A 26,127-nucleotide genomic window follows, 5' to 3' on the forward strand; every position below is an offset into this window, starting at 1 on the left:
TTGGTCTATGTGGACAAAGTTTGTTTGCTCGCACCGGTAACAGAATGAACCCCAATGGGTTTGATTTGGCAAAGCCCGACTTTATACAGGGGCAGGAATCGCGAGCCGGTCAGACCTAGAAGTTGAAGTGCACTTTCCCAAGCAACCAAGCGACGAAAGCAGCAAGGAGAGCGACACCCAAGGCCGACGAAGACCAAGTTGCCAGCCTCGCCCTCAACTTGCTCGAAAATATCGCCGCAGGGCCCAGGCTGGTGCTCGTTGCAAAATCCCCGCCGTAAGTCGAGCGTACGAGCATCTCCACGTTTGGAATCAGTTGTGTTCGAACCTTTCTGGGTGAAAGGGGGGACCGCCTTGTGAGGAGGGAATTGGCTGACTTGAGATTCCTGTTGTCACTAGGGATCCCCAAACGATCCGCCGCTCTTAGGAACCTTCTGCCGGAAGCTGCAAAATACTCTTTTGATTTGGAGGACGATGTGGGACCAAAGTCTCGTGCCTGCTGCATCAAGTCCACCGCAGTCCGCAAAAAGTGGCGTCGGCGCGACGAGACCATCTGGAGCCAGTAGGCGAACCCTGAAACCAGCACGCCAAGGTAGAGCGATCCGAAGCAGGGCAGCGCGAAGACCCACAACGGCGTCAGTCGTTCAATTTGTGAACAGAGTGGCAAAAGACAGATGAACGCGACGAGACTAGCGGAGCCTCCCGCAATGACTGTTGGGGCTAATGATCTGTTGGTCTTTAGGTCCAAAACCAGCCGTCGTCTATCCGGAGGAAGACGTGGCATGAAGCCGGAGAAGATGGCCTGCCATTTCCGTTCAAGCTTGGGATAGAACTTCCAAGCATCGGGGCTCGTGGCTGCTTGCAAGATTAGACTTTGAGTGGCTCCAGTGAAAAAACCTGCCAACACAACGAGGGCAAGTATGGATGCATACGTAATAGCCAGGATGGCTGCGATTTCGGTTTCGGTGTCACTCAATTCGATCACTCACGATTGCTAAATCCTTTGGTCGAGTCCGGGAATCCCTTCTCTTATCGGTGCCCCAAGGCCTGGCTTCATGACGGTGGGTGGTCTGGACGCGTACCGCCACCACCTACTTTGCCGGCGACCCAGCGGCAAAGCACCCGGAATGGGTTGATTCCCGTGCCCTCGCAGATCAAAGTAGGTGGTGAAGGTACAACCACGGCCGCGGCTTAGGGCAAACTGGTGCCGTGAGCGGAATCCCCTGGGTACTCCACGTCGATCTCGACCAGTTCATTGCGGCTGTCGAGGTACTCCGCCGGCCTGAACTCGCCGGCAAACCGGTCATTGTGGGTGGCCGGGGAGATCCCACAGAACGGGCGGTTGTGTCCACCGCGTCCTACGAAGCCAGGGCCTTCGGAGTTGGTTCCGGCATGCCCTTGCGCATCGCAGCACGCAAAGTGCCCGACGCCATCATTCTCCCCGTTGACCAGGAGGCCTATCTCGCGGCCTCGGAGATGGTGATGGCCACCCTTCGCGAACAGCCCGGAGCCACTGTTCAGGTGCTGGGCTGGGATGAGGCCTTCGTCGGCATCGAAACCGAGGACCCCGAAGCTTACGCCAAGCAGATCCAGGCCGCCGTCCTGGAGCGAACGCAGCTGCACTGCAGCGTGGGCATCGGCGACACGTTGGTCCGTGCAAAGAACGCCACGGATTTCGGCAAACCGGCAGGCATCTTCCGGCTGACTAAAGAGAACTGGCTGGACGTCATGGGGAGCCGGCCCACCAAGGAGTTGTGGGGCGTCGGTAGCAAAGTGTCGCAGCGGCTGGCCAAGCACCACATCACCACGGTGGCTGAGCTCGCAGCGAGCAATCCCCAGGATCTCGTCCCGGAGTTCGGCCCGAAGATGGGCCCTTGGTACGCAGAACTGGGACGGGGTGATGGCGCCAGCGAGGTGGATGACACCCCGTGGGTGGCCCGCGGGCACAGCCGCGAGACCACCTACCAGCAGGATCTCACCGAGCCTTCACAAATCGAGGACGCCGTGAAGGAGCTGACAGCGCACGTCCTCGAAGACGTCGCAGCGGAGGGGCGGCCGGTCATCGGGCTGACGCTCAAAGTCCGTTATGTGCCGTTCTTCACCAAGACGTACGCAAGGAAGATCCCCGAGTCGTTCGACCGCGGGGAAGTCCTGGCGCAAGCCTTGGATCTCACAGGAAAGATCGAGCCTGACCGTCCCATCCGGCTCCTCGGCTTGCGGGCGGAAATGTCCATGCCCGACGACGCCCGAAAGGGACACACGCCCACGCGCGGCGGCTGGTAACAGCTAACGCACGACGGCGGCCCGGCAGCTACCAGCGCGGGTGAATCGCTGCGCGGAAGTGGCGGTCATAAATGTCCCGAACTCCCTCAGCCAATCCGGAACCCACGGACTGCATTCCACCCGCCTCGGCGTTTGCTGCCGCCTGGGACGCCGAGCGTGCACCGGGAATGACCGATGTGACACCGTCCTGGGCGATCACCCAGGCGAGGGCCGCTTGGGCGGTGCTGACGCCGTCGGGTACTAATTCGCTGAACTCTTGGGCGGCTTTGACGCCGGTCGCGAAGTCGACGCCCGAGAACGTCTCGCCGACGTCGAAGGAGGAGCCGTCGCGGTTGTAGTTCCGGTGGTCGTCCTCAGGGAACTCGGTGTCCGGCGTGTACTTCCCGGACAGCAAACCGGAGGCAAGCGGCACCCTGGCGATGATCCCCACTCCGGCTTCCTTCGCTGCGGGCAGTACCTCGTCGAGGGGCTTCAGGCGGAAGGCGTTGAGGATGATCTGCACGGACGCGGTGTTTCCGCGCTTGATGGCTTCGAGGGCCTCATCGGTTCGCTCGACGCTGACGCCGTAGTTGCGGATAGCCCCCTCGCTGACGAGGGTGTCCAGTGCGTCGTAGATTTCGTCGCTGCTGTAAACGGACGTGGGAGGGCAGTGCAGTTGAACGAGGTCCAGGGTGTCCTGTTGCAGGTTCCGCCGTGAGCGGTCGGTCCACGCCCGGAAGTTCTCCAATGTGTAATTTTCGTGGACTTGATCAACTCGGCGGCCCATCTTGGTGGCAACCGTAAGGTCTAGCTCGGGATGGGCTTGCAGGAAGCGGCCGATGAACTGCTCGCTGCGGCCGTCGCCGTAGACGTCTGCGGTGTCGAAGAAGTTGACGCCGCCTTCCACCGAGGCTTCAAGGACTTCAAAGGCGTCCCCTTCGGTGACGGAACCCCAGTCGGCTCCCAGTTGCCACGTTCCCAGTCCGATGGTGGAGACGGATCGGCCGGTCTTGCCAAGTATGCGTTGTTCCATGGTTTCGACTATATGGGGTTACTGCTCGTCCATCCGCGCTACCTTTCCCATTAAGTACTTTCGTTCGGGCAGGCTTCCGGTCTTCTTGGCCGCCGAGAGGTACGCTGCGCGGGCCTCCACATAGGCGCCGGACATCTCCAGTAGGTGGCCCCGCACGGCGTCCAAACGGTGTGTGCGACCAAGCGCGCCATCCAACCCGACAAGCAGCTCAAGCCCGGCGGCCGGCCCATGCACCATGGCCACGGCGACCGCGCGATTCAGCGTGACCACGGGACTGGGTGCCACGGCTTCAAGCACTGTGTACAGCGCGAGAATCTGAGGCCAGTCTGTCTGATCGTTGGAGGCAGCCTCCGCGTGAACGGCAGCGATGGCCGCCTGAAGTTGATAAGGCCCCGCGGCCCCGCGACCGAGCACGGAGGACAGCAGAGCGATGCCCTCCTCGATCTGGTCCCGGTTCCAGAGGCGTCGGTCCTGCTCCGCCAACGGCACAGGCGTTCCGTCTGCCAAAGCACGAGCTGAGCGTCGGGAATCGGTGAGCAGCATCAGTGCCAGCAGGCCAGTCGCCTCGAGTTCACGCGGCGCAACGGCCACGAGCAGGCGCGTCACTCGGATGGCTTCAGTGGTGAGTTCCTCACGCTGCAGCGACGGACCCGAGCTGGCCGCGTAGCCTTCGTTGAAGATCAGGTACAGGACGTGAAGCACGACGCCGAGCCTTGCCTTGCGCTCGGAAGGCGGCGGCATGGTGAACGTGGCACCCGCCTTCTGGATCCCCTGTTTCGCCCGGCTGATGCGCTGACCCATGGTCGCTTCGGGGACCAGGAAAGCTGAGGCGATTTCCGCCGTCGTGAGTCCTCCAACTGCCCGGAGTGTTAGGGCGAGTTGCGATGGTGCGGACAACGCGGGGTGGCAGCAGAGGAACATCAGGGTGAGGGTGTCGTCGGCTTCCGAAACTGAGCTGTGGTAGAAATCGGAGTCCATGGCCGCAACACGTTCCTCGCGTGTTCGTCGGGCGCTTTCGCTTCGATAAAAGTCCACCAGTCGGCGGCTTGCGACGGCCATCAGCCAGGCCTTTGGGTTGTCTGGTAGCCCGGAAGGCCACTGAAGGGAGGCCTCAAGGAGTGCTTCCTGGACGGCGTCCTCGCAAGCATCGAACTGGCCATGCGTCCGTGCCAGCACGCCGAGGACCTGCGGCGCCAAAGTGCGCAGCAGGTCCTCGATTCGTCCGTCCGGTGGGGAAACCAGTTATACCTCCGGCGGAGCTTCCTGGGGCGGAGCTTGCTGAACTTCGCGGAGTTCAACTACTTGGGCGTACTTCACGATGCTTGAACAGATCTCCACGGCCCGTTCCTCGCTGGCAACATCAACCACCCAATACCCAACAAGCGACTCCTTGGATTCGGCATAGGGGCCGTCGGTGGTGATGACGCCGTCGGGGGTTTGCTTGACGAGCTTCGCGGTGCTGCCGTCGGCCAGGCCTGCGTTGAACACCATCTCGCCGGACTCAGTCAGGTCCTTGTCGATCTGGATCATGAATCCGATCATTTCCTGGATCCATGCAGGGTCGGCGGTCTCCATCATGCCCTCGGCCGAACCGAACATCATGATCATGTATTTCATCTCAAACTCCTTGTGAGGGGCACCCGTTCTGGGCGCTTTCACTCATGGGTCGGAACAGCGGTGGGCTTTTCTACATGGTTCGACAAACTTTTTTTGGAGACTACGCCCGGGCGATGACCTCGCCGTTGGGAATGAGGAAGAAGCCGTCATCGGTGGCTCCCCAGCGGTGCCAGCCTGCAGCGATCCGGGCGAGGTCGGCCTCGTTGGCGAAACCGTACTCCAGGGCTTGCTCGGCGAACGCTGAGTGCAGCACCCGTTCGCTCCAGACCCGGGATTGCCAGGCGCGTTGTTGGGCGGTGGCGTAGAGCCAGTTGCTGCTGGTGGGCGCCACCTGAGTGAAACCTGCTTGCTGGGCCCACGAAACAAGGCGACGGCCGGCGTCGGGTTCTGCTCCGTTGCGGCGGGCGATCTTCTGGTAGAGCTCCATCCAGTCGTCCAGCTCGGGGACTTCCGGGTACCAGCTCATACCGTGGAAATCGGCGTCGCGCACCGCAACTATGGCTCCGGGTTTCGCCACCCTGCGCATTTCGCGGAGGGCGGCGACGGGGTCTGTCAGGTGCTGGAGAACCTGGTGTGCGTGGACAAGGTCGAACGACTCGTCCTCAAAGTCGAGATCGTAGATGTTGCCGGTCTGGAACGTCACGTTGTCCACGCCGCGCTCGGTTGCCAGTTCGGTGGCCTGAGCCACGATGTCTGCAGACCGGTCCAAGCCGATCACTTGCCCGGGCGCAACCAGCCCCGCGAAGTCGCAGGTGATGCTGCCGGGTCCGCACCCGACGTCGAGCACTGACGTTCCCGGGGTGAGATGGGGAATCACAAACGCGGCCGAATTCTCGACCGTCCGTGAGGCGTGGGCCCGGACAACCGACTCGTGGTGCCCGTGGGTATAGACATCTTCAGGCTGCTGCGCGTTCATAGGGAAACGCTACAACTTGGAAGGTGGAATTAGGTGGAACGTGTTGAGTCGGGTTGGCCGGCTTCCTCGCGGGCCGCCAAAGTGGCTTCCACCATATCGCTCATGAACCGGGTGACAAGCTCCAATTCCTCAGAGCTGTAGGCGGCCATGGCTTGGCCCATCCGGATGGCCAGCGGCATGAACATGGCGCTTCCATCCCGGTACGCCTTGGGTGTCATCTGCAACTGGACTTGCCGACGGTCCGTGCCAAGACGTTCGCGCACCACGTGCCCGGAGGCATGCAAGCGATCAACCAACGCCGTGGTAGCGGGGGAGCTGAGCCGGAGTTCGGCGCGGAGAACACCAGGCGTGACCACCTTGCCCGCCGCGGAGTGGCGCATGATGACGGCCAGCGCGTTCAGGTCCGTGCGGTGCATGTCGTTCCGGCCGCCAGCTGCGTCCACGTAGTGGTTGGCTTCCAGGGTGAAGTCCTGGAGGAGGCGCACGAGTTCTTGGGGGGCCGCGTTTTCGGGGCGGCCATCACCGGGGCGGCCCTCAGCGGGGCGGCCCTCAGCGGGGCGCGGGACTGTTGGGTCCGACATGTCCGCCCTCCTGCCAGCGTTGTCTTGTCTTTACTGCCTTCCGGATATTACTCCCAGGGGTCCGGGAATCCGGCATCTGCAGCAATCTGGTCTTGGAATAGTTCCATGATAGAGATAATCTATGGTGGAATAAAGGATGAATCGCATCCCCGGAGAAGAAGGACTCATGAACTCGCAGAAAGTACCGTTCTGGCTCCGCTGGCTAGTGCCCGTGGTGCTGGTCATCACGTGGCTCGGCATCGCCGGCATCGGCGGCCCCACCTTTGGGCGGTTGGAGGAGGTCTCCTCCAACGACCAAGCCTCATTCCTTCCCGCGGGCGCCGAGGCCACGGAAGCCGGCGACTGGCAGGCCAAGTTCCGGGACTCCGAAGAGATTCCTGCCGTGGTCATCGTGGAGAACGACGCCGCCTTCACCCCGGCCCAGCTGGGCGAAGCAGCCCAACTAAAAGCCGACATTGAGGCACTCAAGCTGGGGAGCGCCGTCGTCGGGCCCATCCCCTCGGAGGACGGCAAAGCCGTCCAGTTCATCGTCCCCATGGCGTCCTCCGATGAGCTGCGCGAGAAAGTCCAGGAGCTGCGCGACGTCGTGCAGCCCGGTGCCCCGGAGGGAATGCAGGCGTTCGTCACCGGGCCGGCTGGGCTGACCGCCGACCTCGTCAACGCGTTCGGCGGAATCGACGGCATCCTGCTGTTGGTTGCGCTGGGGGCCGTGTTTGTGATCCTGCTGCTGGTTTACCGCTCGGTAGTGCTGCCGTTGGCGGTGCTGTTCACCTCGGTCTTCGCCTTGTGCGCCGCGATTCTGCTGGTATTCGGTATGGCCAAGCTTGGGTGGATCCAACTGAACGGCCAGAGTCAAGGCATTCTCTCGATCCTGGTGATTGGCGCGGCAACCGACTATGCACTCCTGTACGTGGCGAGGTTCCGTGAAGCCCTGACCCACACCACCAATCGCACGCAGGCAGTCATCACGGCATGGAAGGCATCGTTCGAGCCGATCCTCGCATCCGGTGCCACGGTGATCATCGCGCTTCTCTGCCTGCTTTTCTCTGACCTGAACTCCAACAAGGCGCTGGGACCTGTGGCCGCCGCAGGAATTCTCTGCTCCCTGTTTGCCGCGCTCACGCTCCTGCCCGCGCTCATGGCTTTGCTGGGCCGTGCAGCGTTCTGGCCCTTCCGTCCCAAATTGCTGCCCGACGACGAACGCGAACCTGAGATTGCCACCGGCCTTGAGGGGCAGAAGGGTCTGTGGCGCGCCACGGGTCGCCTGGTCTCCAAACGGCCGCGGGTTGTTTGGGTTGCTTCCGTGCTGCTGCTGCTTGCCGCGTCCACGGGCTTAATGCAGTTGAAGGCCAATGGAGTTCCGCAAACGGATGTCATTCTTTCCGCATCCGACGCCGTGGACGGCCAGGAAGCGCTGGCGCGCCACTTCGACGCCGGCAGCGGCAGCCCCGCCGTCGTGGTCGCCTCGCAAGGTGCCGCGCAGCAGGTCCTGGACAAGGTCAAAGCAGCCGACGGCGTGGGCGACGCCTACCTGCTGGCGGACGGAAACGTCCCCATCACCGGGGCTCCCGGTACTTCCGCCGAACCGGCTGTCCGCGAGGGCAGGGTCCTCATCAATGCCACCTTGAACTCCGCTGCCGATTCGATTGAAGCTGAAGAGGCCGTGAAGTCGTTGCGGGTGGCCGTGAAGGAGGCGGACGCCAACGCTTTGGTAGGTGGAGTCACCGCAACTGCGCTGGATACCAACACCACAGCGCAACGCGACCTGGTTGTCATCATCCCGATCGTGCTGGTGGTCATCCTGTTCATCCTGATGCTGCTGCTGCGCTCGGTGGTGGCGCCGGTGCTGCTGGTGTTGTCGGTGGTGCTGTCCTATGGCGCCGCGATGGGCGTCTCAGCGTGGGTCTTCAACGGAGTCTTCGGATTCTCCGGTGCCGACGCCACTGTGCCGCTGTTCGGTTTCGTGTTCCTGGTTGCCCTCGGCGTGGACTACAACATCTTCCTGATGAGCCGTGTCCGTGAAGAGTCGTTGAAACACGGGACGCGTCCGGGAATCCTGCGCGGATTGGCCGTAACCGGCGGTGTGATCACCTCGGCCGGCGTGGTTCTTGCCGCTACTTTTGCGGCCCTCGGTGTCATCCCCATCATGTTCCTGGTGCAGCTCGCCTTCATTGTGGCGTTCGGTGTGCTGCTGGATACCGTGCTGGTCCGCTCCCTGCTGGTTCCCGCGCTTGCCTACGACATCGGCAGCAAGATCTGGTGGCCGGGCAAGCTGGCGCGCGAGTCTTCAACGGTTTCGGTAGGGCCGCGCGAGGAGGAAGACGCCCCGGTGGGTCGGTAGTCGTCAGTCAATGACGGGGGAGCGGCGCTCCAGCAGCAGGGTGTCCTGCCATTGTCCGGCGGCGGGTCCGGTGCTCAGACGAGCAATACGGTCGCGCCGCCCGACGATGGCAAAACCGTGGGCCTGATGCAATCGAATGCTGGCTTCATTCTCAGGAAAGATGCTGGATTGGATGGTCCAAATGCCCTTTGCCTCGGTAGAGGCGGCGAGCGCTTTCAGGAGTCGGGCGCCGATGCCTTGTCCCCTCGCCGCCCCGGCCACGTAGATGGAATGCTCAACCACTCCGGCGTAGGCCGGACGCGAGGAAACCGGGGAGACGGCAGTCCAGCCAAGGATTTCGCGCTCGCTGTTGACCGCTACCAGGCGGTGGTCCTTGAGCCTGGAGTTGTTGAAGGCAGCCCATTCGGGGGCTTTTGTCTCGAAGGTGGCGTAGCCGGTGTCGATGCCTTCCTGGAAGATCCCCCTGACGGCTGGCCAATCTTCAGGCTCCATGGCCCTGAGTGCAACCGTCACAGCTTGGCCAGGATGCCGGCTACGTCATCCAATGCGCCGGGAACCAGTGAGTAATAGGCCCACGTTCCGCGCTTCTCCCGGTGCAGCAGGCCTGCGTCTACCAGGATCTTCAGGTGGTGCGACACGGTCGGTTGGCCGAGGCCCAGGGGCTCGGTGAGGTCGCAGACGCATGACTCGCCCGAAGATTCAGCTTTGACCATGGAGAGAAGCCGCAATCGGTTGGGGTCAGCCAGGGCCTTGAAGACCAGCGCCTTCTGCTTGGCTTGCTCAGCATCCAAGGCAGGCTGGCCCGTCGGCTCGCAGCAGTCTTGGGCCGTGGTGGGATCGAGTGTGGGCAGTGCGGTCATGTAACCATTATGCGCGTATATTGACGCTCATCAATGTAGACTCGTTTGCCTGGCGGATCACCAAGAACCGGACCAGCATTGATGGCCTGGCCGCCTACCACTTTGACTCGGCGGCTCCAGCGGGCACCTGACCCCAGGTCAACGGCGCACAGCGGGCGCCTCGTTCTGCAATTGCTTCTGCTTCAGCTTGTCCTGTGACCGCCTTACCTTCTTGCGTTTGCGCCGACGCTTGATTTGTCCGCTAAACGGAGGCCGGGGTGTGCCGCGCCGGGGGCCGCTCCAGAAAGTCCCACCCAGGAGAATGCCGGCCAGGGCGCCATACGTCCATACAAACGGCAGAGCTGGCTGACCGATATTCCCAGCGACGAAAATCAGCAGAAAGAATTCGACGGGTATAACCAGTAGGAGCATGTTCCTGGTCAGTGCCGATGGCGGGAAACGGAACAATGCCCAGCCGCAGACCAAGGCGCCCGCCAGGACGGCGGCGACTGGCGCCGTCGGATTTTGGAAGATGAGGTGAGCCAGACCGGCTGCCAGAAGGACAGCCACGCAGGTTCCGTTGATCAAGACCGGGCGTCGGCCGCCAGCGGTTCCCTCGCCGTCTTGGTCGTTGCCATCGCCCTTCTTGGTGGTCGCGGGTCGCGGTCGCTTTCCTGACCACGGGTATCCGCTGGCGATTGCCCCTGCCATGAACCCCAAGAGCCACGAGGCGGCTGCAGGGACTCCCAGATCGTCCTCTGCCGAGGTTAATGACAAGGAGATCAGGAGCACTCCGAAGAGCATCACCATGGAGGCTCGGGATGTTGGGGGAACTTCCCGGAACAGGAGGAAAGTGTAAGCCGCCCCCAGGGCGAAGAACGGTGATGCTCCCGGCAAGTTGCTCCGGGCCATCCACACAAAAGCAACCACGAGGGCAATGATCACCCCGGCATAGAAGATGCGGCTGGACCATTGGTTCGATTTCTTCATTTCAGCATTCCCCCCGGGTACAAGGGTAGATCAAGCTCGCTTGTCCACGGGGTGGGGCACCACCACATCCTCGGCGACGCGCGAACCCGTGGGAAAAAGCAGCAGGAGAAGACCCAGCCCAACTGCCGCGCCGATCAGTTGCGCCAAGACAAAGCCCGGTGCGGAGCCGGGTGCGATGCCCGCAAACGTGTCGCTGAAGATTCGTCCCACCGTCACTGCAGGGTTCGCGAAGGACGTTGACGACGTAAACCAGTAGGCCGCACCAATATAGGCGCCGACAGCGGGGGCTGCCAGGGAGCCCCGTTTAGTGGCGGCAAGGGAGAAGATCAGCAGAATCAGGCCGGCCGTTGCCACGACTTCACCCAGAAGGTGGCCTGGGGTTGTGCGGTCTTTGCTGGATATTGTGGTGCCGACCTCAAACATGGCGTTCGCCAACACGCTGCCGCCAACCGCCCCCACAGTCTGCGACGCAATGTACGCGCCCAGTTCCCTCAGCGACAGTCCGCTGCCGGTCCGCCGGGCCAGGATCCAGTCCGCCAGGGACACTACCGGGTTGAAGTGCGCGCCGCTGACTGGTCCAAAGATCAGTATGAGGACTGTCAGCCCGAGCACGGTGGCGGTACTGTTCTGCAGCAACTGCAGGCCAACGTCATTCGGGGAGAGCTGCTGCGCCGCGATGCCGGAGCCGACAACGATGGCCACCAGCAGGCAGGTGCCCAGAGCTTCAGCGAGAGCGCGCCGCCACAGGGCAGTCGGGTGAGAAGTCATAAAAGACAGCTTGACCGATGAAAGTAGTTCAGTCAAAATTGAATCAATGGATATTGAGCAAAGTTCGAGTCTTTTGGAGAGGGCCGCCAAGTACGCGGCCCTGAGCGACCCTGCACGGCTGCGCATCGTAGACCTGCTGACCTTGGGAGACCTATCACCCACTGAGCTGCAAACGGAATTGGGCATGCCTGCGAATCTGCTCTCGCACCATCTGCGATCCATGGAGGCTGCGGGGCTGGCGGTCCGGCATCGCTCGGAAGCCGACAAGCGGCGAAGCTATGTTCGGCTGGCACCCGGCGCGCTGGAAGGCCTCACTCCCGGCCGCGAGCACGGGGCGCGGCGGGTCTTGTTTGTGTGCACCCGCAATAGCGCCCGCTCGCAATTGGCTACCGCTTTGTGGCGGACGGCCAGCGACATCCCGGCGGTTTCGGCGGGAACGCATCCGGCGGAACATGTGGCGCCAGGTGCTGTGGACGTCGCCCGCCGCCACGGTTTGGACCTTGGGGGCTCCAAACCCCGCTTGATCGACCATGTGGCCGGTGACGAAGATCTGGTGATCACCGTCTGCGATAACGCCCATGAGGAACTGCCAGGGCTGCACGGCATTCACTGGTCCATTCCGGATCCGGTGCGACTCGACAGCGAGGAGGCGTTTGAAGATGTGTTCGCCGACATTTCACGCCGCGTCCACGATCTCGCCCCCCGACTGCGAGCGGCTTAGTTCTACAGCTTTCCGTATATTGACAATCGTCAATCTATAGGCCGATACTCAATGCATCGATGAATATCGATATCCCTCATCGCGGCATTGGTGCGGATCGATCCCAACCAGACCCAACTGACACAGGAGAACCCCCGTGAGCACCGAAACCGCCAAGAAGCCGTCCGTTCTGTTCGTCTGCGTTCACAACGCAGGCCGCTCGCAGATGGCCGCCGCTTTCCTCACCACACTCTCGGAAGGCGCCATCGAGGTCCGTTCAGCCGGCTCGCAGCCCGCAGACAAGGTGAACCCCGCTGCGGTGGAAGCAATGTCTGAGCTTGGTATCGACATGTCGGCCGAGATCCCCAAGGTCCTCACCACTGAAGCCGTCAAAGAATCCGACGTAGTGATAACCATGGGCTGCGGAGACGAGTGCCCGTACTTCCCCGGCAAGCGCTACGAGGACTGGGTTCTTGAGGACCCCGCCGGGCAGGGTGTGGACGCCGTTCGGCCGATCCGCGACGATATCAAGACCCGCATCGAGGGCCTTATTGCGTCACTGACCCCCGCCGCCAAGTAACCCCAACTACCAGGAGCGACTCCCGTGAGCAACGAACAACTGATCATCATTGGGTCCGGCCCTGCTGGCTACACGGCGGCGATCTACGCCGCCCGTGCCGGTTTGAACCCCCTGGTTCTGGCCGGTTCCGTCACCGCCGGTGGCGCCCTCATGAACACCACGGAAGTGGAAAACTTCCCCGGCTTCCCGGGCGGTATTCAGGGACCCGAACTCATGGATGGACTCCAAGAGCAAGCGGAAAAGTTCGGCGCTCGGATAGTGTTCGACGACGTCACTGAGGTTGATCTCAAGGGTCACCTCAAGCGCGTAGTCACCGGAGCCGGTAAGACCCACGAGGCACCTGCCGTCATTCTCGCTACGGGCTCTGCATATAAGGAGCTCGGTCTTCCGGAAGAAAAGAAGCTCAGCGGCCACGGAGTTTCCTGGTGTGCCACGTGCGACGGCTTCTTCTTCCGCGAGCAAGACATCATCGTTGTGGGCGGCGGTGACTCTGCGATGGAAGAAGCCACGTTCCTGACACGCTTCGGGAAGTCCGTCACGGTAGTGGTCCGGAAGGGTGAGCTGCGGGCATCCCGGATCATGGCGCAGCGTGCCAAGGACAATCCCAAGATCACCTTCGCTTGGAACTCGGCTATTACGGCCATTCATGGGGACACGAAGGTCACTGGTGTAACGCTCAAGGACACGCGTACCGGTGAGACCCGTGAGCAGGCTGCCACAGGAATTTTCGTAGCCATCGGTCATCTGCCGCGGACAGAACTGGTGGAAGGACAAGTGGACCTCGACGCCGAGGGCTACATCAAGGTGGCCTCGCCAACCACCATGACCAACCTCTCCGGTGTGTTCGCGTGTGGCGACGCCGTTGATCACCGCTATCGCCAAGCCATCACTGCGGCGGGCACAGGATGCGCTGCCGCTCTCGACGCTGAGCGTTACCTCGCCGCCCTGGACGACGCCGACAGCATTGCAACTGCACTGGTCGAAGAGCCTACCCACTTCTGAGCTTTACCCAACGGAGGTATGAGTTACCCATGGTTGAGAACCTTCCCGTCGCCGTGATCGGCGCTGGCCCCATCGGCTTGGCTGCAGCGGCCCACCTGCTGGAGCGCGGTCTGGAGCCAATAGTTTTCGAGGCCGGGCCATCAGCGGGTGCCGCGATTGAACAGTGGCGGCATATCCGGTTGTTCTCACCCTGGAGGTTCAACCTCGACGATGCGGCCCTGCGGCTGCTCGAACCCACAGGCTGGGAATCGCCTCGTCCCACAGCCCTGCCCTACGGCGGTGAACTCATTGATGGCTACCTCGCCCCGCTGGCATCACACCCCGCCCTTGCCTCCCGCTTGCGGACCGGCGCACGCGTCACCGCAGTCACCCGCGCCGGCCTCGACAAAACCCATGTGCGCGACCGCGACACCACCCCATTTATCGTCCGCGTTGAACACGCTGACGGGGAGGTGCGCGACTACACGGTGTCGGCTGTCATCGACGCCTCCGGCACTTGGTCAAACCGCAATCCCCTTGGCACTTCAGGTTTGCCTGCCATCGGTGAGGTTCGTGCATCGGACCGGATCTCGTCACCCCTTCCCGATGTTTCCGGGCGGGATCGGGCATCGTTCGCTGGCCGACGTGTCTTGGTGGTCGGAGCGGGCCACTCCGCAGCGAACACCCTGATCAACCTCGCGGAACTGGCCAAGGAAGATCTCGAAACACGCATTCTCTGGGCCATCCGCGGCGCATCCCCGGAGAAGGTCTACGGCGGCGGCGATGCTGACGGCCTGCCCGCACGCGGACAGCTCGGCTCACGACTTCGCCGTCTGGTGGATGCCGGCACGATCCAACTGCACACAAGCTTCGGCATCAGTTCGCTGGCCGGTTCCGAGCACGGCGTGACCGTACTCTCCGGTGACGGTCGCAGTGTGGTGACGGACGTCGTCGTACCTTGTACAGGCTTCCGCCCCGATCTGGACATGCTCCGGGAACTGCGTCTGAACCTGGACCCTGCTGTTGAAGCGCCTACGGAACTGGGGCCCCTGATCGATCCCGAATTTCACTCCTGCGGCACTGTCCCGCCGCACGGCGCCAAGGTCCTCGCCCACCCGGAGAGAGACTTCTATATCGTCGGCATGAAGTCGTACGGCCGTGCACCCACCTTCCTGTTGGCCACCGGCTACGAGCAGGTCCGATCCGTGGCCGCGGCACTGGCCGGGGATCAGGCGGCGGCTGACACCGTGCACCTGGAGCTACCGGAAACCGGTGTCTGCTCATCCGACGCCGGTACCAGCTGCGACGTGCCCGCCGGGGTTCAGTCGTTAGCGGACCAGCAGTCCAGCGGTTGCTGCTCCGCTCCGGAACCAGTGCTCATTGGCATCCCCACGGGATTGGCTCACGGCCGCTCCGTGGGCAGCCTGTGACTAGGCGCTGACGGTGTTCCGTTCACGGTACCCGTCGGCGGCGTACACACCCAGGACCCGAACCTCGGTGGTGAAGAACTCGAGTTCCTCCAGCGCACGGCGGAGTCGAGCATCCTCAGGGTGCCCTTCGACGTCGGAAAGGAACATGGTGGCTGCGAACTCGTCGCCCACCATGTAGCTTTCCAGTCGCGTCATGTTGAGGCCGTTGGTCGCAAAACCGCCAAGTGCCTTGTAAAGGGCCGACGGAACGTTGCGGACGCGGAACACAAAACTGGTGATCGCTGGACCGGGCAGTTCTTCCTTGGTGGGAAGCTCGCGTTCGCGGGCCAGAACAACAAAGCGTGTGGTGTTGGTGGGATCGTCCTCCACTCCGGAGGCCAACACTTCAAGCCCGTAAAGCCCGGCAGCGAGCGGCGGAGCGAGGGACAACTTCCGGGGATCGTTCCAGTCCCGGACTTCGCGGGCCGAGCCGGCGGTGTCACCAGCGATGACGGGCTTAAGGCCGGCTTCCCGGATGATCCTGCGGCACTGCCCCAAAGCGTGAATGTGGCTATGGACCTCCGTGGCGCCTTCAATGGTGCTGCCCGGGATCCCTAAAAGGTCGAAGCGGATGGGCAGGAAGTACTCGCCGACGATCTGCAGCTTGGACTGGGGGAGAAGGACGTGGATATCGGCCACTCTCCCGGCGATGGAGTTCTCAATGGGGATCATGGCCAGATCCACTTCGCCGGTGGACACTAGTTCAAATGCGTCCTCAAAGCTCGCACATGGAACGCTTTCTAGTTCGGGAAACATTTCCTTGCACGCGAGATCCGAATTGGCTCCCGGCTCACCTTGGTACGCAATCTTCTGGGCCATGCTGCTCATGGTTACATGCGGAGCCTTCCGCAACCCAACCGCGTCCACCCTGTGACTGGAAAACCAACTGACTGGCATTAGTGGGTGGAACGAGGACTCATAGCAACCACAAATGCCAGTCAGTTGGGAAGGGGGTTAGCCGTTGATGACCTGCGGAACGCCCAGGGCCTTGAGGCCTTCGGCGCCGAACTCGAGGCCGTAGCCGGACTGCTTGGCACCGCCGAACGGGACGCGGGGGTCCACGGCGCCGTGCTTGTTGATCCACACGGTGCCGGCCTGGATGCGTGAAGCGACTTCGCGTGCGGCACCCAAGTCGGAGGACCAGACGGAGGCGCCCAGTCCGACGTCGAGCGCGTTCGCCTTGGCGACGGCCTCGTCAACGGTGCTGTACTTGATGATCGGCAGGGCGGGTCCGAACTGTTCCTCCGCGACCAGCGGGTTGTCGTTGTCGATGTCAGCCACCAGCGTGGTGGGGTAGAAGTTGCCGGGCTGGTGGTCGTCGGGGTTGCCGCCGATCAGGATCCGGGCGCCGGACTCGCGAGCGGCCTCAACCAGCCGGGCCACGATGTCGTATTGCTGCCGGTTCTGCAGCGGGCCCAGGACGTTGTTCTCATCCAAACCGTTGCCCATGGGCATCGCAGCAGCAACGGCAGTGAGCTCGGTGCAGACGGCGTCGTACTGGGACTCATGGACGTACAGGCGCTTCAGGGCGGCGCAGGTCTGGCCGGTGTTGATGAACGCGCCCCAGAACAGGCCTTCGGCGATGGCTTTGGGGTCGGAGTCGGGCAGGACGATCCCGGCGTCGTTGCCGCCGAGTTCCAGCGTGAGCCGCTTGACGGTATCGGCCGAGGAGCGAATGATTGCCTTGCCCGTGGCGGTGGAGCCGGTGAACATGACCTTGCCAATGGCATCGTGCGAGGCCAGCGCTTCGCCGACGTCGCGGCCGCCGGAGACCACGGACAGCAGGCCTTCGGGCAGCTCTTCGTTGATGATCGAAGCCAGTGCCAGCACGGACAACGGAGTGTACTCGGAGGGCTTGACCACCACGGCGTTGCCCATGCGCAGCGCCGGCGCGATCTGCCAGACGGTGATCATCATGGGCCAGTTCCAGGGGCCAATGGCACCCACGACGCCGATGGGCCGGTAGTGCAGTTCGGCGCGGGTTTCGCCGTCGTCCACCACGGTTTCGGGGTCCAGCGGCGTAGCTGCTGTGGCGCGTAGCCAGGCGGCGCAGGCGCCGACTTCGAAGCGCGCGTTCGGGCCGTTCAGCGGTTTGCCTTGCTCACGGGAGAGCAGTTGGGCGAGTTCTTCGGCGGAACGTTCGACGGCGTCGGCGGCCTTCATGAGCGCAGCGGACCTGGCGTCGTGTCCTAAGGCAGCCCACTCGGGTTGCGCGGTAGCTGCGGCGGCGATGGCGGCTTCGAGGTCCTCGACGGTGTGAACAGGGGCTTGGCCAACAGCCTCGCCCGTGGCCGGGTCAAGGATGGTGCGGCTGTTCTGGCCAGTGGCCGGGGTGATCGAGGCCAGCAGGGCGTCGTAAGTCTCCATTGGTACTCCGCTCGTGTAGTAAGTCTTGGCGGCCGGTTGGGCGCGCGGCGATGTTTCCAGTGTGGTCGGGATCACGCGATGAGCCCTTGTCTACGCACGAACAGCCCTTGACGGGAAGCGAACGCTTTGCCGGCGGTACCTGGTGCTTCATAATCGAGCTTGTGACTCTTGCCTCCCTCGCAGCCTTCGCTGGTCTCTGCCTGGTCCTGTCCGTAACGCCGGGTCCGGACACTTTCCTTGTCCTGCGCATCGCGTTGAACCGTCCCAGTGCGGGCATTGCTGCGGCGGCAGGGTCTGCGCTTGGCGCGATTGCCTGGGCTGGTTTGGTGGGTGTGGGCCTGGCTGCGATTCTCGAGCAGTCCGCGGAATTGTTCCGCTGGGTCAAGATCGCCGGCGGCCTTTACTTGCTGTATTTGGGCGTTTCGTCGTTCATCAAATCCCGGAAGGCCGCCAAAGCCAGCGCCGACGGAACAGGGGATAGCGCGCCTCTCCCGTACAGCCGGCTCTCCGCTCTGGGAGCCGGGGCGCTGTCCACGCTGCTCAACCCCAAGGTTGGTTTGTTTTACCTGGCTGTGGTCCCGCAGTTCATCCCGCACGGCGGCGACACCATGGGCACCTCACTCATCCTGGGTGTGGTGGTGGCAGTCATCGCCTTCGCCTATTTGTCGATGATCGCCGTCGTGGCATTCAAGGCGATGCGGTGGCTCAAGCGCCCTAAGGTGAGTACCGTCGTCGAGCGTGTCAGCAGCGGTGTGATCGCCGGGCTGGGTGTCGGCGTGGTGGCGTCGGGCGCCACCAGCTAGCTAACTAGTTCAGCGAGATGCGCAGACGTTCCACGCCCTCGGAGCCTTCCGGCACTTGTTCCATGAGCTCCGGTTCATTGGCAAGGCGACCAAGCATGTTTGCCAGGTGGTCCCGTTCGGCGGGCTTGTAGGTGACGCCACGAAGGTCAGAGGCTCGGACAACAGAGGCCAAAGTAAGGAAGTCATCGATGTGTCGCTGCCGTAGGGGGTCGTTGATGATGGTCAGCGCTGCCGCTTTGCCGATGAGACTACCGAGGATCGTGGGCCGGTTGACACTGCCGGACGCTGATCCGGCCTGAACTCCGACGGTTTCGGAGCGATCGAGCGCTTGCTGGCTGGCTGGTGCAGCAATCGTGGTCCCGCCGGTAAACCCGCGTCTCTTCTCGGCGCGTTCACCCAGATGGCGCGGAATGAGAACGTCCACCAAAGCTTGGCCGCGCTCCCATCGATGCTGGTAGCCCTCCGGGGATTCTCCAGCGGATTCGAAGCCGAGCCTCACCAGGAGCTCAGTGAAATCGTGAAGCATCGTGGGGTATGCCCGGATGTCCAACGCCATATCGGCGTCCTTGGTGGGTCGCACGTACGGGGCACCTCGTTCGATAGCGTGCAGGAAAACCGCTTGGCCGCCGACCAGGACCCAACCCTGCGGCATCACACTATGGATTTCGAAGACAGCCTGCCACGCTTCCTGCTGTTCGGTGAGCATTGCGGGAAGTTCAATGGGCATGGACGCTCCTGAGGATTTCACGTGCGGCTTGTTGTTCACGGACACCGGGCCGTTCGGCCAAGTCTGCCGCCACCACTAGTGGGGGAAGTTCGTCGGGGACTTGGTCGGCGGCGCGGAGGATTACATTCGGCCTCTTGCCGGGGAATGGCTCAACCAGGAACCAGTCCTTGACGATGTCCTTGAGTTCGTCGCGTCGCACGTATGCTTCAACCTCTGAGTTGGCAAGCAGCCCAGAGCGCGGGTGAGAGACTCCGGAGAGGTGAATTCGTTTGTCCTCCCGAAGCTCGGCGATGTCGTCCTGGCTGGAAGAGAACTCGAATCTTTCGGCGCGATTGGCAAGCCATGCTGCGAGAAGCTTGAGTGAGTCGGGGGAGTCCTGCAGCCGGCTGATGCGCTCTTTCAGGCGATGTTTCTCGACCGGGGAGGGTTCGAGGTAATCAAGGAGAGAGTGCCGTGGGCTGTTTTCCCAGAAGCAGGACACGAGTTGCCAGGCGCTGCGTTCGGACAGCGGCCGGCCGGCGGGCTTTCCAGACCGGTACTGGGCAGCGTTGGCTTCCTCAACAACCCAGCGTCCACCCACTCGTTGGCCGCGTATACGTCCGGATTGGACGAGCTGCCGCGCTCGGCTCTCGTTGACGTTGAGGCGCTTCGCCAGCTCGGGGATACTCAATGCCATTTCATAATCATATCGGTATCGCTATGAATATGTAATCAGTCTTTGGGTCAAGAAGCTACTGGAAGTGCGGGCCGTGGGTGCTCAGGGCGGGTTTCCCCCGCCAAGGCTGACCTTAGAGCCCTAGCCATTCGTAGCTCCTGCAGTCTTCGGTTCTCCCTCTACATGTGGCAAGGAATCAATGACGATGTCGCGGTGGTCATCGACCCGGGAGGTACTGGCGTGGTGGCGTCGGGCGCCACCAGCTAGCTAGCCGGCCAGTAGCGCCAGGTAATTATCCAGCTGCCCCGCGAGGTCGCGCGAGAAATGCTCGGCGGGGGACAACGCCACAACGATTTGCGCCCCCAGCATCATGTTCAGCAGGTGGTCGGCGACGGCGGCGTCCCCGATAGGGGTGGTGATCTCACCGGCCGCCCGGGCTGCCGCGCAATGAGCCGTGATGGTGGTGTGCCACTGGCTCATGGACTCGCTGTGGAGTGCTGCCATGTCAGCGTCGTTCAGTGCCTTCTGCCAGAACGGAATCACGATTCGGGCTTCGTTGACCCGTTCTTCATCCAGCGGCAGGACTTCGGCGCAGAACGCGCGGAGGGCCGCCACCCCTGAGAGTCCATCTGTCATGGTGGCGATGCGTTGGTTGGTGCGGTTGAAAACGTGCCCGAACGCCGACGTCAGCAGGAGGTCCTTGGTGGGGAAGTAGGGCTTGAGGGCGCCGTTGGCGAAGCCTGCTTCCTCGGCGATTTCCCGCATGGTGGCACCTTCCATGCCCAGCCTCGCGATGATCCGCCATGTTGCGTCTACCAGTTCGAGGCGTCGTTGATCGTGGTCAACAATCTTTGGCACTGGATGGGCTCCCGGAAAAATAAATGGTGGACAGGTCTTGTGACCCATCTTACGTTTTGGTTATTCTCTACACCTATAGAAAATAAATCCTGACCATCATAGGTCCCGGACCAGAGGCAGCCATGACGCCCACAGCAACTGAGACAGCAACTGACGCCGTAGCCACTGAGGCAACGCAGTACGCCCTGGCAACGGGCGCCGAGATCTCTGAGGTCCAGGCAATCCTGCAGGCCGCCGGACACCTCGAATCCGAAAGGCGGATCGCTTACTTAGGGCTGGTGGATCCTTCCCGTGGGCAGGCAGAAGTAGACCGCCGTTTCCGCGCCTTCATTCACGACATCTCCGGCGGAGCCCCAACTGATGTCCTCGTCTCCGTGACCCGCGGCGAGATCCTGACAGCCATAGAGCTGGACACCAAGGTCTCAGGCGAACTCCCTGTGCTGGAAGAAGAATTTGAGGTGGTCGAGACACTCCTCGCCACCGATGAGCGTTGGCTCGCCGCCCTCGCGGCCCGGGACCTGGACGTAGCCAAAGTCCGCGTTGCGCCGTTGTCTGCCGGTGTTTTCGAATACGACGACGAGAAAGGCCGCCGCATCCTCCGTGGGCTCGCGTTTGTGCAGGACTTCCCGGAGGACAGCGCTTGGGCCCATCCCGTCGATGGGCTGGTGGCGTACGTGGACGTGGTCAACAAGGAAGTCACCCAGGTCATTGACCTGGGCGTCATGCCAATCCCGGCTGAGCACGGAAACTACACGGATCCTGAACTGACGGGCCCGCTCCGGGAAACGCAGAAGCCCATCAGCATCACGCAGCCGGAAGGCCCCAGCTTCACCGTCACCGGCGGCAACCATGTGGAGTGGGAGAAGTGGAGCGTGGACGTTGGCTTCGATGTCCGCGAAGGTGTTGTCCTTCATAACCTGGCGTTTCAGGACGGCGGCAAGAAGCGTCCCATCATCAACCGTGCCTCCATCGCCGAAATGGTTGTTCCGTACGGTGATCCCTCGCCCATTCGGTCATGGCAGAACTACTTCGACACCGGTGAATACCTGGTGGGTCAGTACGCGAACTCCTTGGAGCTGGGCTGCGATTGCCTGGGTGACATCACGTACCTCAGCCCTGTCATCAGCGATGCTTTCGGCAACCCACGCGAGATCCGCAACGGCATCTGCATGCACGAGGAAGACTGGGGCATCCTCTCCAAGCACTCTGACCTGTGGACCGGCATCAATTACACCCGCCGCAACCGCCGGCTGGTGATCTCCTTCTTCACTACCATCGGCAACTACGACTACGGCTTTTACTGGTACCTCTACTTGGATGGCACCATCGAATTCGAAGCAAAGGCCACCGGCGTCGTATTCACCAGTGCATTCCCGGAAGGCGGCTCGGACAACATCTCCCAGCTGGCCCCCGGCCTCGGCGCCCCGTTCCATCAGCACCTCTTCAGCGCCCGGCTGGACATGGCAGTTGACGGTTTCGCCAACCGCGTGGAGGAAGAAGACGTGGTCCGGCAGGCAATGGGCGAAGGCAACGAGCGTGGCAATGCGTTCTCCCGCAAGCGCACTGTCCTGGCCACAGAGTCCCAGGCCGTCCGCGAAGCCGATGCCCGCGCAGGCCGCACCTGGATCATCTCCAACCCCGAGTCCAAAAACCGCCTGGGTGAGCCGGTCGGCTACAAACTCCACGCCGAGAACCAGCCCACGCTGCTGGCTGATCCCGGTTCCTCCATTGCGAAGCGTGCGGCTTTCGCCACCAAGGACGTATGGGTCACCCGCTATGCCGACGAGGAACGCTACCCCACGGGCGACTTCGTGAACCAGCACTCCGGCGGCGCCGGTTTGCCGGCCTATGTGGCCCAGGACCGCGACATCGACGGCCAGGACATCGTCCTCTGGCACACCTTCGGCCTCACTCACTTCCCGCGGGTGGAGGACTGGCCCATCATGCCCGTGGATACCGTCGGCTTCAAACTCCGTCCGGAAGGCTTCTTTGACCGCAGCCCGGTCCTGGACGTGCCGGCCAACGCAACAGGCTCGAGCTGCCACAGCGAGGCAGCCTCCGGCAGCGAGCACGGCGGGGAACATGGCGAGCCTGCCGGGCACTGCCACTAACCCGCAGCCTGGGACGCTCACCCAGGACACGGAAATGACAGGACGGGTCCGGGCCTTCGGACCCGTCCTCCATCCCCGCATCTGCGCAGCCCTCACGGCGGTCTCTTGCCTGGTGCACCTGTGGCTCGCGGCTTCGGGACACCACCAGGTTTGGCTCGGCATCCTCATGATTGTCTTGGCGGCCGTGTGCATCCCGTGCACAGTTCATATCTGGCGCCACAGCCGCGTGGGCGCACTCCACCAGGTGATCGTCTCGGCACTGGCGATGGTGGGACTCCATGCCGTCCTGCTGCTGGGAGCAGGCGGTTCCGGACACGTGCACGCCGGCAGGCCGTCGTCGAACGCTGTTGATATCTCCGGCGCTGCCGGTTTGTTGCTGGTGATCGGACTGGAAATCACGACGGCGTTACTCGCCGCCACGCTGGTGGCCCGCCTCCGGCGCCGGGCTGGTGTGACGGGCTGACCTATCTCCTCCGCCGCAATGGCCCATCTTTGCCGCAGCAAGACCCGGTTTTCAACCTTTGCGAGTTGCAGGGCGCGGGGAAGGAATTCAAAGTAGGGCTGGAAGCGACTGGGCATCTTGTGTCCTACGTCCCCGGTGCCACAATTGACCCATGGCCGCAGCGTGGTCAATTCGTGAGGGGTTCCGCAGCGGACCTGACCCGGATGCGCTGCGCCGTCCCTTCTTCTACGCAGCACTCGTTGTCTTCGCCGTAGTAGTACTGGCCGAAGTGGGCATGTCGCTCCTGCTGGGCCAGACCGCCGTCGAGCCTGTCTCCGCAGCCGACGCCAACAAGCTGGGCGTTCCGCTGGATGTTTTCCGCAGTTTGCAGCGGTCGGGCGCCGATCCGCCGGGCGCCGGAATCGGTTTTCTGGCGTTCCTGGACGGACTCTTGCTGTTCACCGTGGTGATGCTGGGGCTCAGCTTGATCATGGATCTGCGGACGTATGGGCGCGTTCAGGGCATCGCCACACTCATCGTGACCCTGCTGTGGGTCATCGCGGCCTTCCTCACGGCGATGCTGGCGCTGGCGAAATTGTTTCTCATGATCGGGCTCTTTGTGGCCGCGCCATTCGGCACCATCGCGTACCTGGCCCTATGGGGGAGCTTTCCCAAAGGCCAGGCCGCGGCCATTCTTGGAATGCTGCTGGTGCTCAAGATCGTCTTCGCGGTGCTGCTGATCCTGAGCCAACCCAAATTCTTGAAAGTCACCGGCCTGGTGGTGCTACTAGCGGTTTCGGTGCTGCTCCAAGTAATTCTGGGAATCATTCACGGGTTCCTGCCCGGGCCGCTGGTGTCCATCGGGGACCAGTTCTGGGCGTTGATCACCGTGGTAGTGGCGCTGGTGTGGGCATTGATCATGCTGATCGCGTCCATCCCGGCGATCATCAACGCCTTGCGGGTGAGCGGTTCGGCTGGGGACTGAGCGTCAGCCGATCTCGCCCTCGTCGGGGAAAGCGATTGCGACGTCGACTGTGATTGGATTGCTGGTTGCGCCGTCGAGCGAGGCGGTGACATTCGCTCGTCCGTTACGAACGCCAGTGACGACCCCGGACCTGCTGACAATGACCACTAGAGGCGGACTGGAACTGGCATTCCATGACACAGCCGCCTTGGTGCTTGTAGATCCGTCACTGAAAGTGACTGTGGCAGCCAGTTGGATGGACTGCTGAGGTGTGAGCCGGTGAGGTCCGGCAGGGCCGATGGTGATGGATCGCGCCACTGGCTCCACTGTGACTGATGCCGTAGCTTGCCACTCCTTGCCGTTGGCGTCGACGCATAGCGCGGTTATTCTCGTCGATCCAGGACCGGTGCCTGTGACTGAGCCCGAGGTATTCACATTCGCGATCTTGGAATCTGTCGAGGACCACTTCACCGTAGTGGGGGGTACCCGCGTCCCGTCCGTAGCAGTTATGAAGGCGGTCAGTGGTTGTGTTTGTGTGTGCTTGACACGCAGCGTGGCAGGGTCGACGACGCACCCGTTGGGGACAACCGTGGGATTGGGGGTGCCCGGGTCAGTGACTGTGATGGCAGCCGTTGCCTGAATGGTCCCTTCCGTTGCGGAGATCGTGGCGACACCTGGGTTCATCCCCGTGACCATGCCGAGGCCGTCCACCGTAGCGATGCCTGGATTGCGGGACTCCCAAATCGCTGGTTCGTTGCGGTTACCGATCGAATTATCGCTGAACGTACCCTCAGCGATAAGTTGAGTGGTTCCACCAAGGCTCACGGTGGTTTGGTCCGGTTTGATCCTTAGGCCGGTCAGTAGCCCGGGCCCATCGGTGACGGTGAGGTTCAACATGCCTTTAACGTCGCTATGCATGGCTGTGATCACCACAGTGCCGGCCGTCGCGGCAGTTACTTCACCTATTGGGGAGACTGCGGCCACCTCCGGCTTGTCCGACGTCCAAGTGAGGCCATCAACCAATTCCTTCGTCTCATCGTTGCTGTACGTTCCTCGGGCCGTGAGGTCGAGCTTGGTGTCAGGGCGCAGCAATTGACTCGATGCTGTGACCGTGATCGACTGCAGAGTCACGGGACCGGGCCCACCTTCATCGTCCGGGGCTGCGAAAACTGCCGCCACAAAAGCCGCCATCAAAGCCACCGACACCACCGCGGCCACCACCCAGGCCCGAATGATTCGCCGGCGGACCGTGGACATCCCTTCGGCCAGGGCGAGACCCAAGTCCGCGGGATGTGTTCGCGCGTGCAGCGAAGCTTCGGCCAGTAACCGCTGCCGCAGCGCGTCCCTCATGGCCGGCCTTCCTCCAAGGCCAGCCCGCCGGTTGTCGCCTCGGCGTGTGCCAAGGATCTGCCAACACTCTCCGCCGGACGCCCTGTCAAGCCCGCAATTTCACCGACAGTCAGGTTGGCGAACTCGTGGAGCACAATGGTTATCCGCTCCTCATAGGGGAGCTTTGACAGCGCGCTCTCTTTTACCCAGGGCGGCTTTGGAGGTCCGTCTGGCGGGCCTGCCTTCACCCACTTTTCATGTTTTCGGAGCATTTCCACAAAAACGCACAACGTATAAACACGCAACTGGGGAGTCACCGGTCCCTTCCAGTCGCTTGATGCAAGTGACCAGGATGCTTCGAGCAACTGCCGGGCCGTCTTCGGGTCGTCGCACAGAAGATGAGCGCAGTATTCCATATCGCCCCTCTGCCGTTCGAAGACGCTGCGCAGCTCATTTTCGCGGTCCCGCAGCGCTGGAGCAATCTTCAGGGTGGGGATGGGCCCCAGCTCAACTTCCCTGACCATCGGCATGAAGACTCCAGCGACGAGCAGCACAATACCGGCACCCACCGCCAAGGAAAGCACAACGTCCCGCGCTTCTTCCGGAAGGAATGCCATTCCGGAAATGAGAATAATCACGGCAGCGGCAATTACAGCCATTCCCAAGGCTGCAAGCACAACCCGCAGCGGAGTAAGTGCGCTTCGGATATGCCGCTTTGGCTGTTCGCACATGCTGTACCAGCTTAGGAAGGTGTGCGGTGGGTATCACAGAAATTTTACGTCTATCGATTGGATTTT

General features: G+C 62.4%; 27 protein-coding genes. 10 read left to right on the forward strand and 17 right to left on the reverse strand.

Translation table 11 applies throughout. The features are described 5' to 3' along the window. Positions 1–115: 115 nt before the first annotated feature. Entirely contained in the window at positions 116–982 is an 867-nt protein-coding gene (locus J3A64_RS21130) for a hypothetical protein (protein WP_210065741.1), read from the reverse strand. Positions 983–1,206: 224 nt separating this feature from the next. Between J3A64_RS21130 and J3A64_RS21135 the strand changes: the two genes are divergently transcribed. Next, positions 1,207–2,280, forward strand: a complete 1,074-nt coding sequence (locus tag J3A64_RS21135; protein ID WP_011776256.1) for a DNA polymerase IV — start codon at positions 1,207–1,209, stop codon at positions 2,278–2,280. 28 nt (positions 2,281–2,308) lie between these two features. Here J3A64_RS21135 and J3A64_RS21140 read toward each other — a convergent pair whose 3' ends face one another. The 5 genes from J3A64_RS21140 to J3A64_RS21160 all read right to left on the reverse strand — a co-directional run bounded on the left by J3A64_RS21140 (position 2,309) and on the right by J3A64_RS21160 (position 6,406). Beyond that, on the reverse strand, positions 2,309–3,292 hold the full coding sequence (locus tag J3A64_RS21140) for an aldo/keto reductase (protein WP_014922917.1): 984 nt from the start codon (positions 3,290–3,292) through the stop codon (positions 2,309–2,311). Between the two features lie 18 nt (positions 3,293–3,310). Beyond that, on the reverse strand, positions 3,311–4,534 hold the full coding sequence (locus tag J3A64_RS21145) for an RNA polymerase sigma factor (protein ID WP_187329970.1): 1,224 nt from the start codon (positions 4,532–4,534) through the stop codon (positions 3,311–3,313). Beyond that, a complete protein-coding gene (locus tag J3A64_RS21150) occupies positions 4,535–4,909 on the reverse strand; it encodes a YciI family protein (RefSeq protein ID WP_210065742.1) in 375 nt (124 codons plus the stop codon). A gap of 100 nt (positions 4,910–5,009) precedes the next feature. Beyond that, positions 5,010–5,825: a methyltransferase domain-containing protein gene (locus J3A64_RS21155; RefSeq protein ID WP_014922914.1), complete on the reverse strand. Its 816-nt coding sequence runs from the start codon at positions 5,823–5,825 to the stop codon at positions 5,010–5,012. 29 nt (positions 5,826–5,854) lie between these two features. Beyond that, the gene (locus J3A64_RS21160) at positions 5,855–6,406 is read right to left on the reverse strand and encodes a MarR family winged helix-turn-helix transcriptional regulator (protein WP_210065743.1); all 552 of its coding nucleotides are present in this window, start codon (positions 6,404–6,406) and stop codon (positions 5,855–5,857) included. A 166-nt stretch (positions 6,407–6,572) separates the two neighbouring features. Between J3A64_RS21160 and J3A64_RS21165 the strand changes: the two genes are divergently transcribed. Further along, positions 6,573–8,747 carry an MMPL family transporter gene (locus J3A64_RS21165; protein ID WP_043471526.1) on the forward strand — a complete coding sequence of 725 codons (2,175 nt, stop codon included), beginning with the start codon at positions 6,573–6,575 and terminating at the stop codon, positions 8,745–8,747. A gap of 3 nt (positions 8,748–8,750) precedes the next feature. Here J3A64_RS21165 and J3A64_RS21170 read toward each other — a convergent pair whose 3' ends face one another. From J3A64_RS21170 to J3A64_RS21185, 4 genes are all read right to left on the reverse strand, one after another. Beyond that, positions 8,751–9,239 (reverse strand): GNAT family N-acetyltransferase, encoded by a 489-nt coding sequence (locus J3A64_RS21170; RefSeq protein ID WP_051025128.1) that lies wholly within the window; start codon positions 9,237–9,239, stop codon positions 8,751–8,753. 17 nt (positions 9,240–9,256) lie between these two features. Continuing rightward, positions 9,257–9,607 (reverse strand): metalloregulator ArsR/SmtB family transcription factor, encoded by a 351-nt coding sequence (locus J3A64_RS21175; RefSeq protein WP_210065744.1) that lies wholly within the window; start codon positions 9,605–9,607, stop codon positions 9,257–9,259. Between the two features lie 138 nt (positions 9,608–9,745). Then, on the reverse strand, positions 9,746–10,576 hold the full coding sequence (locus J3A64_RS21180; protein WP_014922909.1) for a hypothetical protein: 831 nt from the start codon (positions 10,574–10,576) through the stop codon (positions 9,746–9,748). Positions 10,577–10,606: 30 nt separating this feature from the next. After that, positions 10,607–11,344, reverse strand: coding sequence for an MIP/aquaporin family protein (locus J3A64_RS21185; RefSeq protein ID WP_014922908.1), 738 nt, complete (start codon positions 11,342–11,344; stop codon positions 10,607–10,609). Between the two features lie 46 nt (positions 11,345–11,390). Between J3A64_RS21185 and J3A64_RS21190 the strand changes: the two genes are divergently transcribed. The 4 genes from J3A64_RS21190 to J3A64_RS21205 all read left to right on the forward strand — a co-directional run bounded on the left by J3A64_RS21190 (position 11,391) and on the right by J3A64_RS21205 (position 15,035). Continuing rightward, on the forward strand, positions 11,391–12,065 hold the full coding sequence (locus J3A64_RS21190; RefSeq protein WP_014922907.1) for a helix-turn-helix domain-containing protein: 675 nt from the start codon (positions 11,391–11,393) through the stop codon (positions 12,063–12,065). A 136-nt stretch (positions 12,066–12,201) separates the two neighbouring features. Further along, a complete protein-coding gene (locus tag J3A64_RS21195; protein ID WP_011776244.1) occupies positions 12,202–12,624 on the forward strand; it encodes an arsenate reductase ArsC in 423 nt (140 codons plus the stop codon). 24 nt (positions 12,625–12,648) lie between these two features. Next, positions 12,649–13,626, forward strand: a complete 978-nt coding sequence (trxB, locus tag J3A64_RS21200) for a thioredoxin-disulfide reductase (RefSeq protein ID WP_011776243.1) — start codon at positions 12,649–12,651, stop codon at positions 13,624–13,626. 29 nt (positions 13,627–13,655) lie between these two features. After that, on the forward strand, positions 13,656–15,035 hold the full coding sequence (locus tag J3A64_RS21205; protein ID WP_011776242.1) for an FAD-dependent oxidoreductase: 1,380 nt from the start codon (positions 13,656–13,658) through the stop codon (positions 15,033–15,035). On the opposite strand, the gene J3A64_RS21210 is transcribed toward J3A64_RS21205, so the two are convergent. Next, positions 15,036–15,893, reverse strand: coding sequence for a prephenate dehydratase (locus tag J3A64_RS21210; RefSeq protein ID WP_043806369.1), 858 nt, complete (start codon positions 15,891–15,893; stop codon positions 15,036–15,038). Positions 15,894–16,028: 135 nt separating this feature from the next. Next, complete coding sequence (locus tag J3A64_RS21215; RefSeq protein WP_210066270.1) at positions 16,029–17,441, reverse strand: aldehyde dehydrogenase family protein; 1,413 nt, start codon at positions 17,439–17,441, stop codon at positions 16,029–16,031. A gap of 161 nt (positions 17,442–17,602) precedes the next feature. Here J3A64_RS21215 and J3A64_RS21220 point away from each other — a divergent pair, with 161 nt between their 5' ends. Next, a complete protein-coding gene (locus J3A64_RS21220) occupies positions 17,603–18,244 on the forward strand; it encodes a LysE family translocator (RefSeq protein WP_210065745.1) in 642 nt (213 codons plus the stop codon). 4 nt (positions 18,245–18,248) lie between these two features. Here J3A64_RS21220 and J3A64_RS21225 read toward each other — a convergent pair whose 3' ends face one another. The 3 genes from J3A64_RS21225 to J3A64_RS21235 form a co-directional block, all read right to left on the reverse strand. Further along, on the reverse strand, positions 18,249–18,971 hold the full coding sequence (locus tag J3A64_RS21225) for a hypothetical protein (protein WP_210065746.1): 723 nt from the start codon (positions 18,969–18,971) through the stop codon (positions 18,249–18,251). Next, on the reverse strand, positions 18,961–19,647 hold the full coding sequence (locus tag J3A64_RS21230; protein ID WP_017200067.1) for a helix-turn-helix domain-containing protein: 687 nt from the start codon (positions 19,645–19,647) through the stop codon (positions 18,961–18,963). Before J3A64_RS21230 ends, J3A64_RS21225 begins: the two co-directional genes overlap by 11 nt. 246 nt (positions 19,648–19,893) lie before the next feature. Then, a complete protein-coding gene (locus J3A64_RS21235; RefSeq protein ID WP_210065747.1) occupies positions 19,894–20,484 on the reverse strand; it encodes a TetR/AcrR family transcriptional regulator in 591 nt (196 codons plus the stop codon). A gap of 122 nt (positions 20,485–20,606) precedes the next feature. Between J3A64_RS21235 and J3A64_RS21240 the strand changes: the two genes are divergently transcribed. The 3 genes from J3A64_RS21240 to J3A64_RS21250 all read left to right on the forward strand — a co-directional run bounded on the left by J3A64_RS21240 (position 20,607) and on the right by J3A64_RS21250 (position 24,022). Continuing rightward, a complete protein-coding gene (locus J3A64_RS21240) occupies positions 20,607–22,595 on the forward strand; it encodes a primary-amine oxidase (protein ID WP_210065748.1) in 1,989 nt (662 codons plus the stop codon). Between the two features lie 34 nt (positions 22,596–22,629). Next, a complete protein-coding gene (locus tag J3A64_RS21245) occupies positions 22,630–23,058 on the forward strand; it encodes a hypothetical protein (RefSeq protein ID WP_210065750.1) in 429 nt (142 codons plus the stop codon). Positions 23,059–23,209: 151 nt separating this feature from the next. Then, a complete protein-coding gene (locus J3A64_RS21250) occupies positions 23,210–24,022 on the forward strand; it encodes a hypothetical protein (RefSeq protein ID WP_210065752.1) in 813 nt (270 codons plus the stop codon). 3 nt (positions 24,023–24,025) lie between these two features. Here the strand turns inward: J3A64_RS21250 and J3A64_RS21255 are convergent, their stop codons facing one another. Together J3A64_RS21255 and J3A64_RS21260 are read right to left on the reverse strand one after the other, a co-directional pair. Beyond that, positions 24,026–25,351 (reverse strand): Ig-like domain-containing protein, encoded by a 1,326-nt coding sequence (locus J3A64_RS21255; RefSeq protein ID WP_210065754.1) that lies wholly within the window; start codon positions 25,349–25,351, stop codon positions 24,026–24,028. Then, entirely contained in the window at positions 25,348–26,061 is a 714-nt protein-coding gene (locus tag J3A64_RS21260) for a sigma-70 family RNA polymerase sigma factor (RefSeq protein ID WP_011776234.1), read from the reverse strand. Before J3A64_RS21260 ends, J3A64_RS21255 begins: the two co-directional genes overlap by 4 nt. Positions 26,062–26,127 lie beyond the last annotated feature (66 nt).

This window comes from Pseudarthrobacter sp. PvP004, assembly GCF_017876035.1.
Taxonomy (GTDB): Bacteria; Actinomycetota; Actinomycetes; order Actinomycetales; family Micrococcaceae; genus Arthrobacter; species Arthrobacter aurescens_A.

What these genes read in the sequence shown, in the direction of transcription:
- J3A64_RS21185 (WP_014922908.1), bottom strand. Translation starts at nt 11,344, where the DNA reads ATGACTTCTCACCCGACTGCCCTGTGGCGGCGCGCTCTCGCTGAAGCT.
- J3A64_RS21205 (WP_011776242.1), top strand. Translation starts at nt 13,656, where the DNA reads ATGGTTGAGAACCTTCCCGTCGCCGTGATCGGCGCTGGCCCCATCGGC.
- J3A64_RS21245 (WP_210065750.1), top strand. Translation starts at nt 22,630, where the DNA reads ATGACAGGACGGGTCCGGGCCTTCGGACCCGTCCTCCATCCCCGCATC.
- J3A64_RS21165 (WP_043471526.1), top strand. Translation starts at nt 6,573, where the DNA reads ATGAACTCGCAGAAAGTACCGTTCTGGCTCCGCTGGCTAGTGCCCGTG.
- J3A64_RS21215 (WP_210066270.1), bottom strand. Translation starts at nt 17,441, where the DNA reads ATGGAGACTTACGACGCCCTGCTGGCCTCGATCACCCCGGCCACTGGC.
- J3A64_RS21230 (WP_017200067.1), bottom strand. Translation starts at nt 19,647, where the DNA reads ATGGCATTGAGTATCCCCGAGCTGGCGAAGCGCCTCAACGTCAACGAG.
- J3A64_RS21240 (WP_210065748.1), top strand. Translation starts at nt 20,607, where the DNA reads ATGACGCCCACAGCAACTGAGACAGCAACTGACGCCGTAGCCACTGAG.
- J3A64_RS21225 (WP_210065746.1), bottom strand. Translation starts at nt 18,971, where the DNA reads ATGCCCATTGAACTTCCCGCAATGCTCACCGAACAGCAGGAAGCGTGG.
- J3A64_RS21155 (WP_014922914.1), bottom strand. Translation starts at nt 5,825, where the DNA reads ATGAACGCGCAGCAGCCTGAAGATGTCTATACCCACGGGCACCACGAG.
- J3A64_RS21260 (WP_011776234.1), bottom strand. Translation starts at nt 26,061, where the DNA reads ATGTGCGAACAGCCAAAGCGGCATATCCGAAGCGCACTTACTCCGCTG.
- J3A64_RS21210 (WP_043806369.1), bottom strand. Translation starts at nt 15,893, where the DNA reads ATGGCCCAGAAGATTGCGTACCAAGGTGAGCCGGGAGCCAATTCGGAT.
- J3A64_RS21150 (WP_210065742.1), bottom strand. Translation starts at nt 4,909, where the DNA reads ATGAAATACATGATCATGATGTTCGGTTCGGCCGAGGGCATGATGGAG.
- J3A64_RS21160 (WP_210065743.1), bottom strand. Translation starts at nt 6,406, where the DNA reads ATGTCGGACCCAACAGTCCCGCGCCCCGCTGAGGGCCGCCCCGCTGAG.
- J3A64_RS21255 (WP_210065754.1), bottom strand. Translation starts at nt 25,351, where the DNA reads ATGAGGGACGCGCTGCGGCAGCGGTTACTGGCCGAAGCTTCGCTGCAC.
- J3A64_RS21170 (WP_051025128.1), bottom strand. Translation starts at nt 9,239, where the DNA reads ATGGAGCCTGAAGATTGGCCAGCCGTCAGGGGGATCTTCCAGGAAGGC.
- J3A64_RS21190 (WP_014922907.1), top strand. Translation starts at nt 11,391, where the DNA reads ATGGATATTGAGCAAAGTTCGAGTCTTTTGGAGAGGGCCGCCAAGTAC.
- J3A64_RS21180 (WP_014922909.1), bottom strand. Translation starts at nt 10,576, where the DNA reads ATGAAGAAATCGAACCAATGGTCCAGCCGCATCTTCTATGCCGGGGTG.
- J3A64_RS21140 (WP_014922917.1), bottom strand. Translation starts at nt 3,292, where the DNA reads ATGGAACAACGCATACTTGGCAAGACCGGCCGATCCGTCTCCACCATC.
- J3A64_RS21175 (WP_210065744.1), bottom strand. Translation starts at nt 9,607, where the DNA reads ATGACCGCACTGCCCACACTCGATCCCACCACGGCCCAAGACTGCTGC.
- J3A64_RS21250 (WP_210065752.1), top strand. Translation starts at nt 23,210, where the DNA reads ATGGCCGCAGCGTGGTCAATTCGTGAGGGGTTCCGCAGCGGACCTGAC.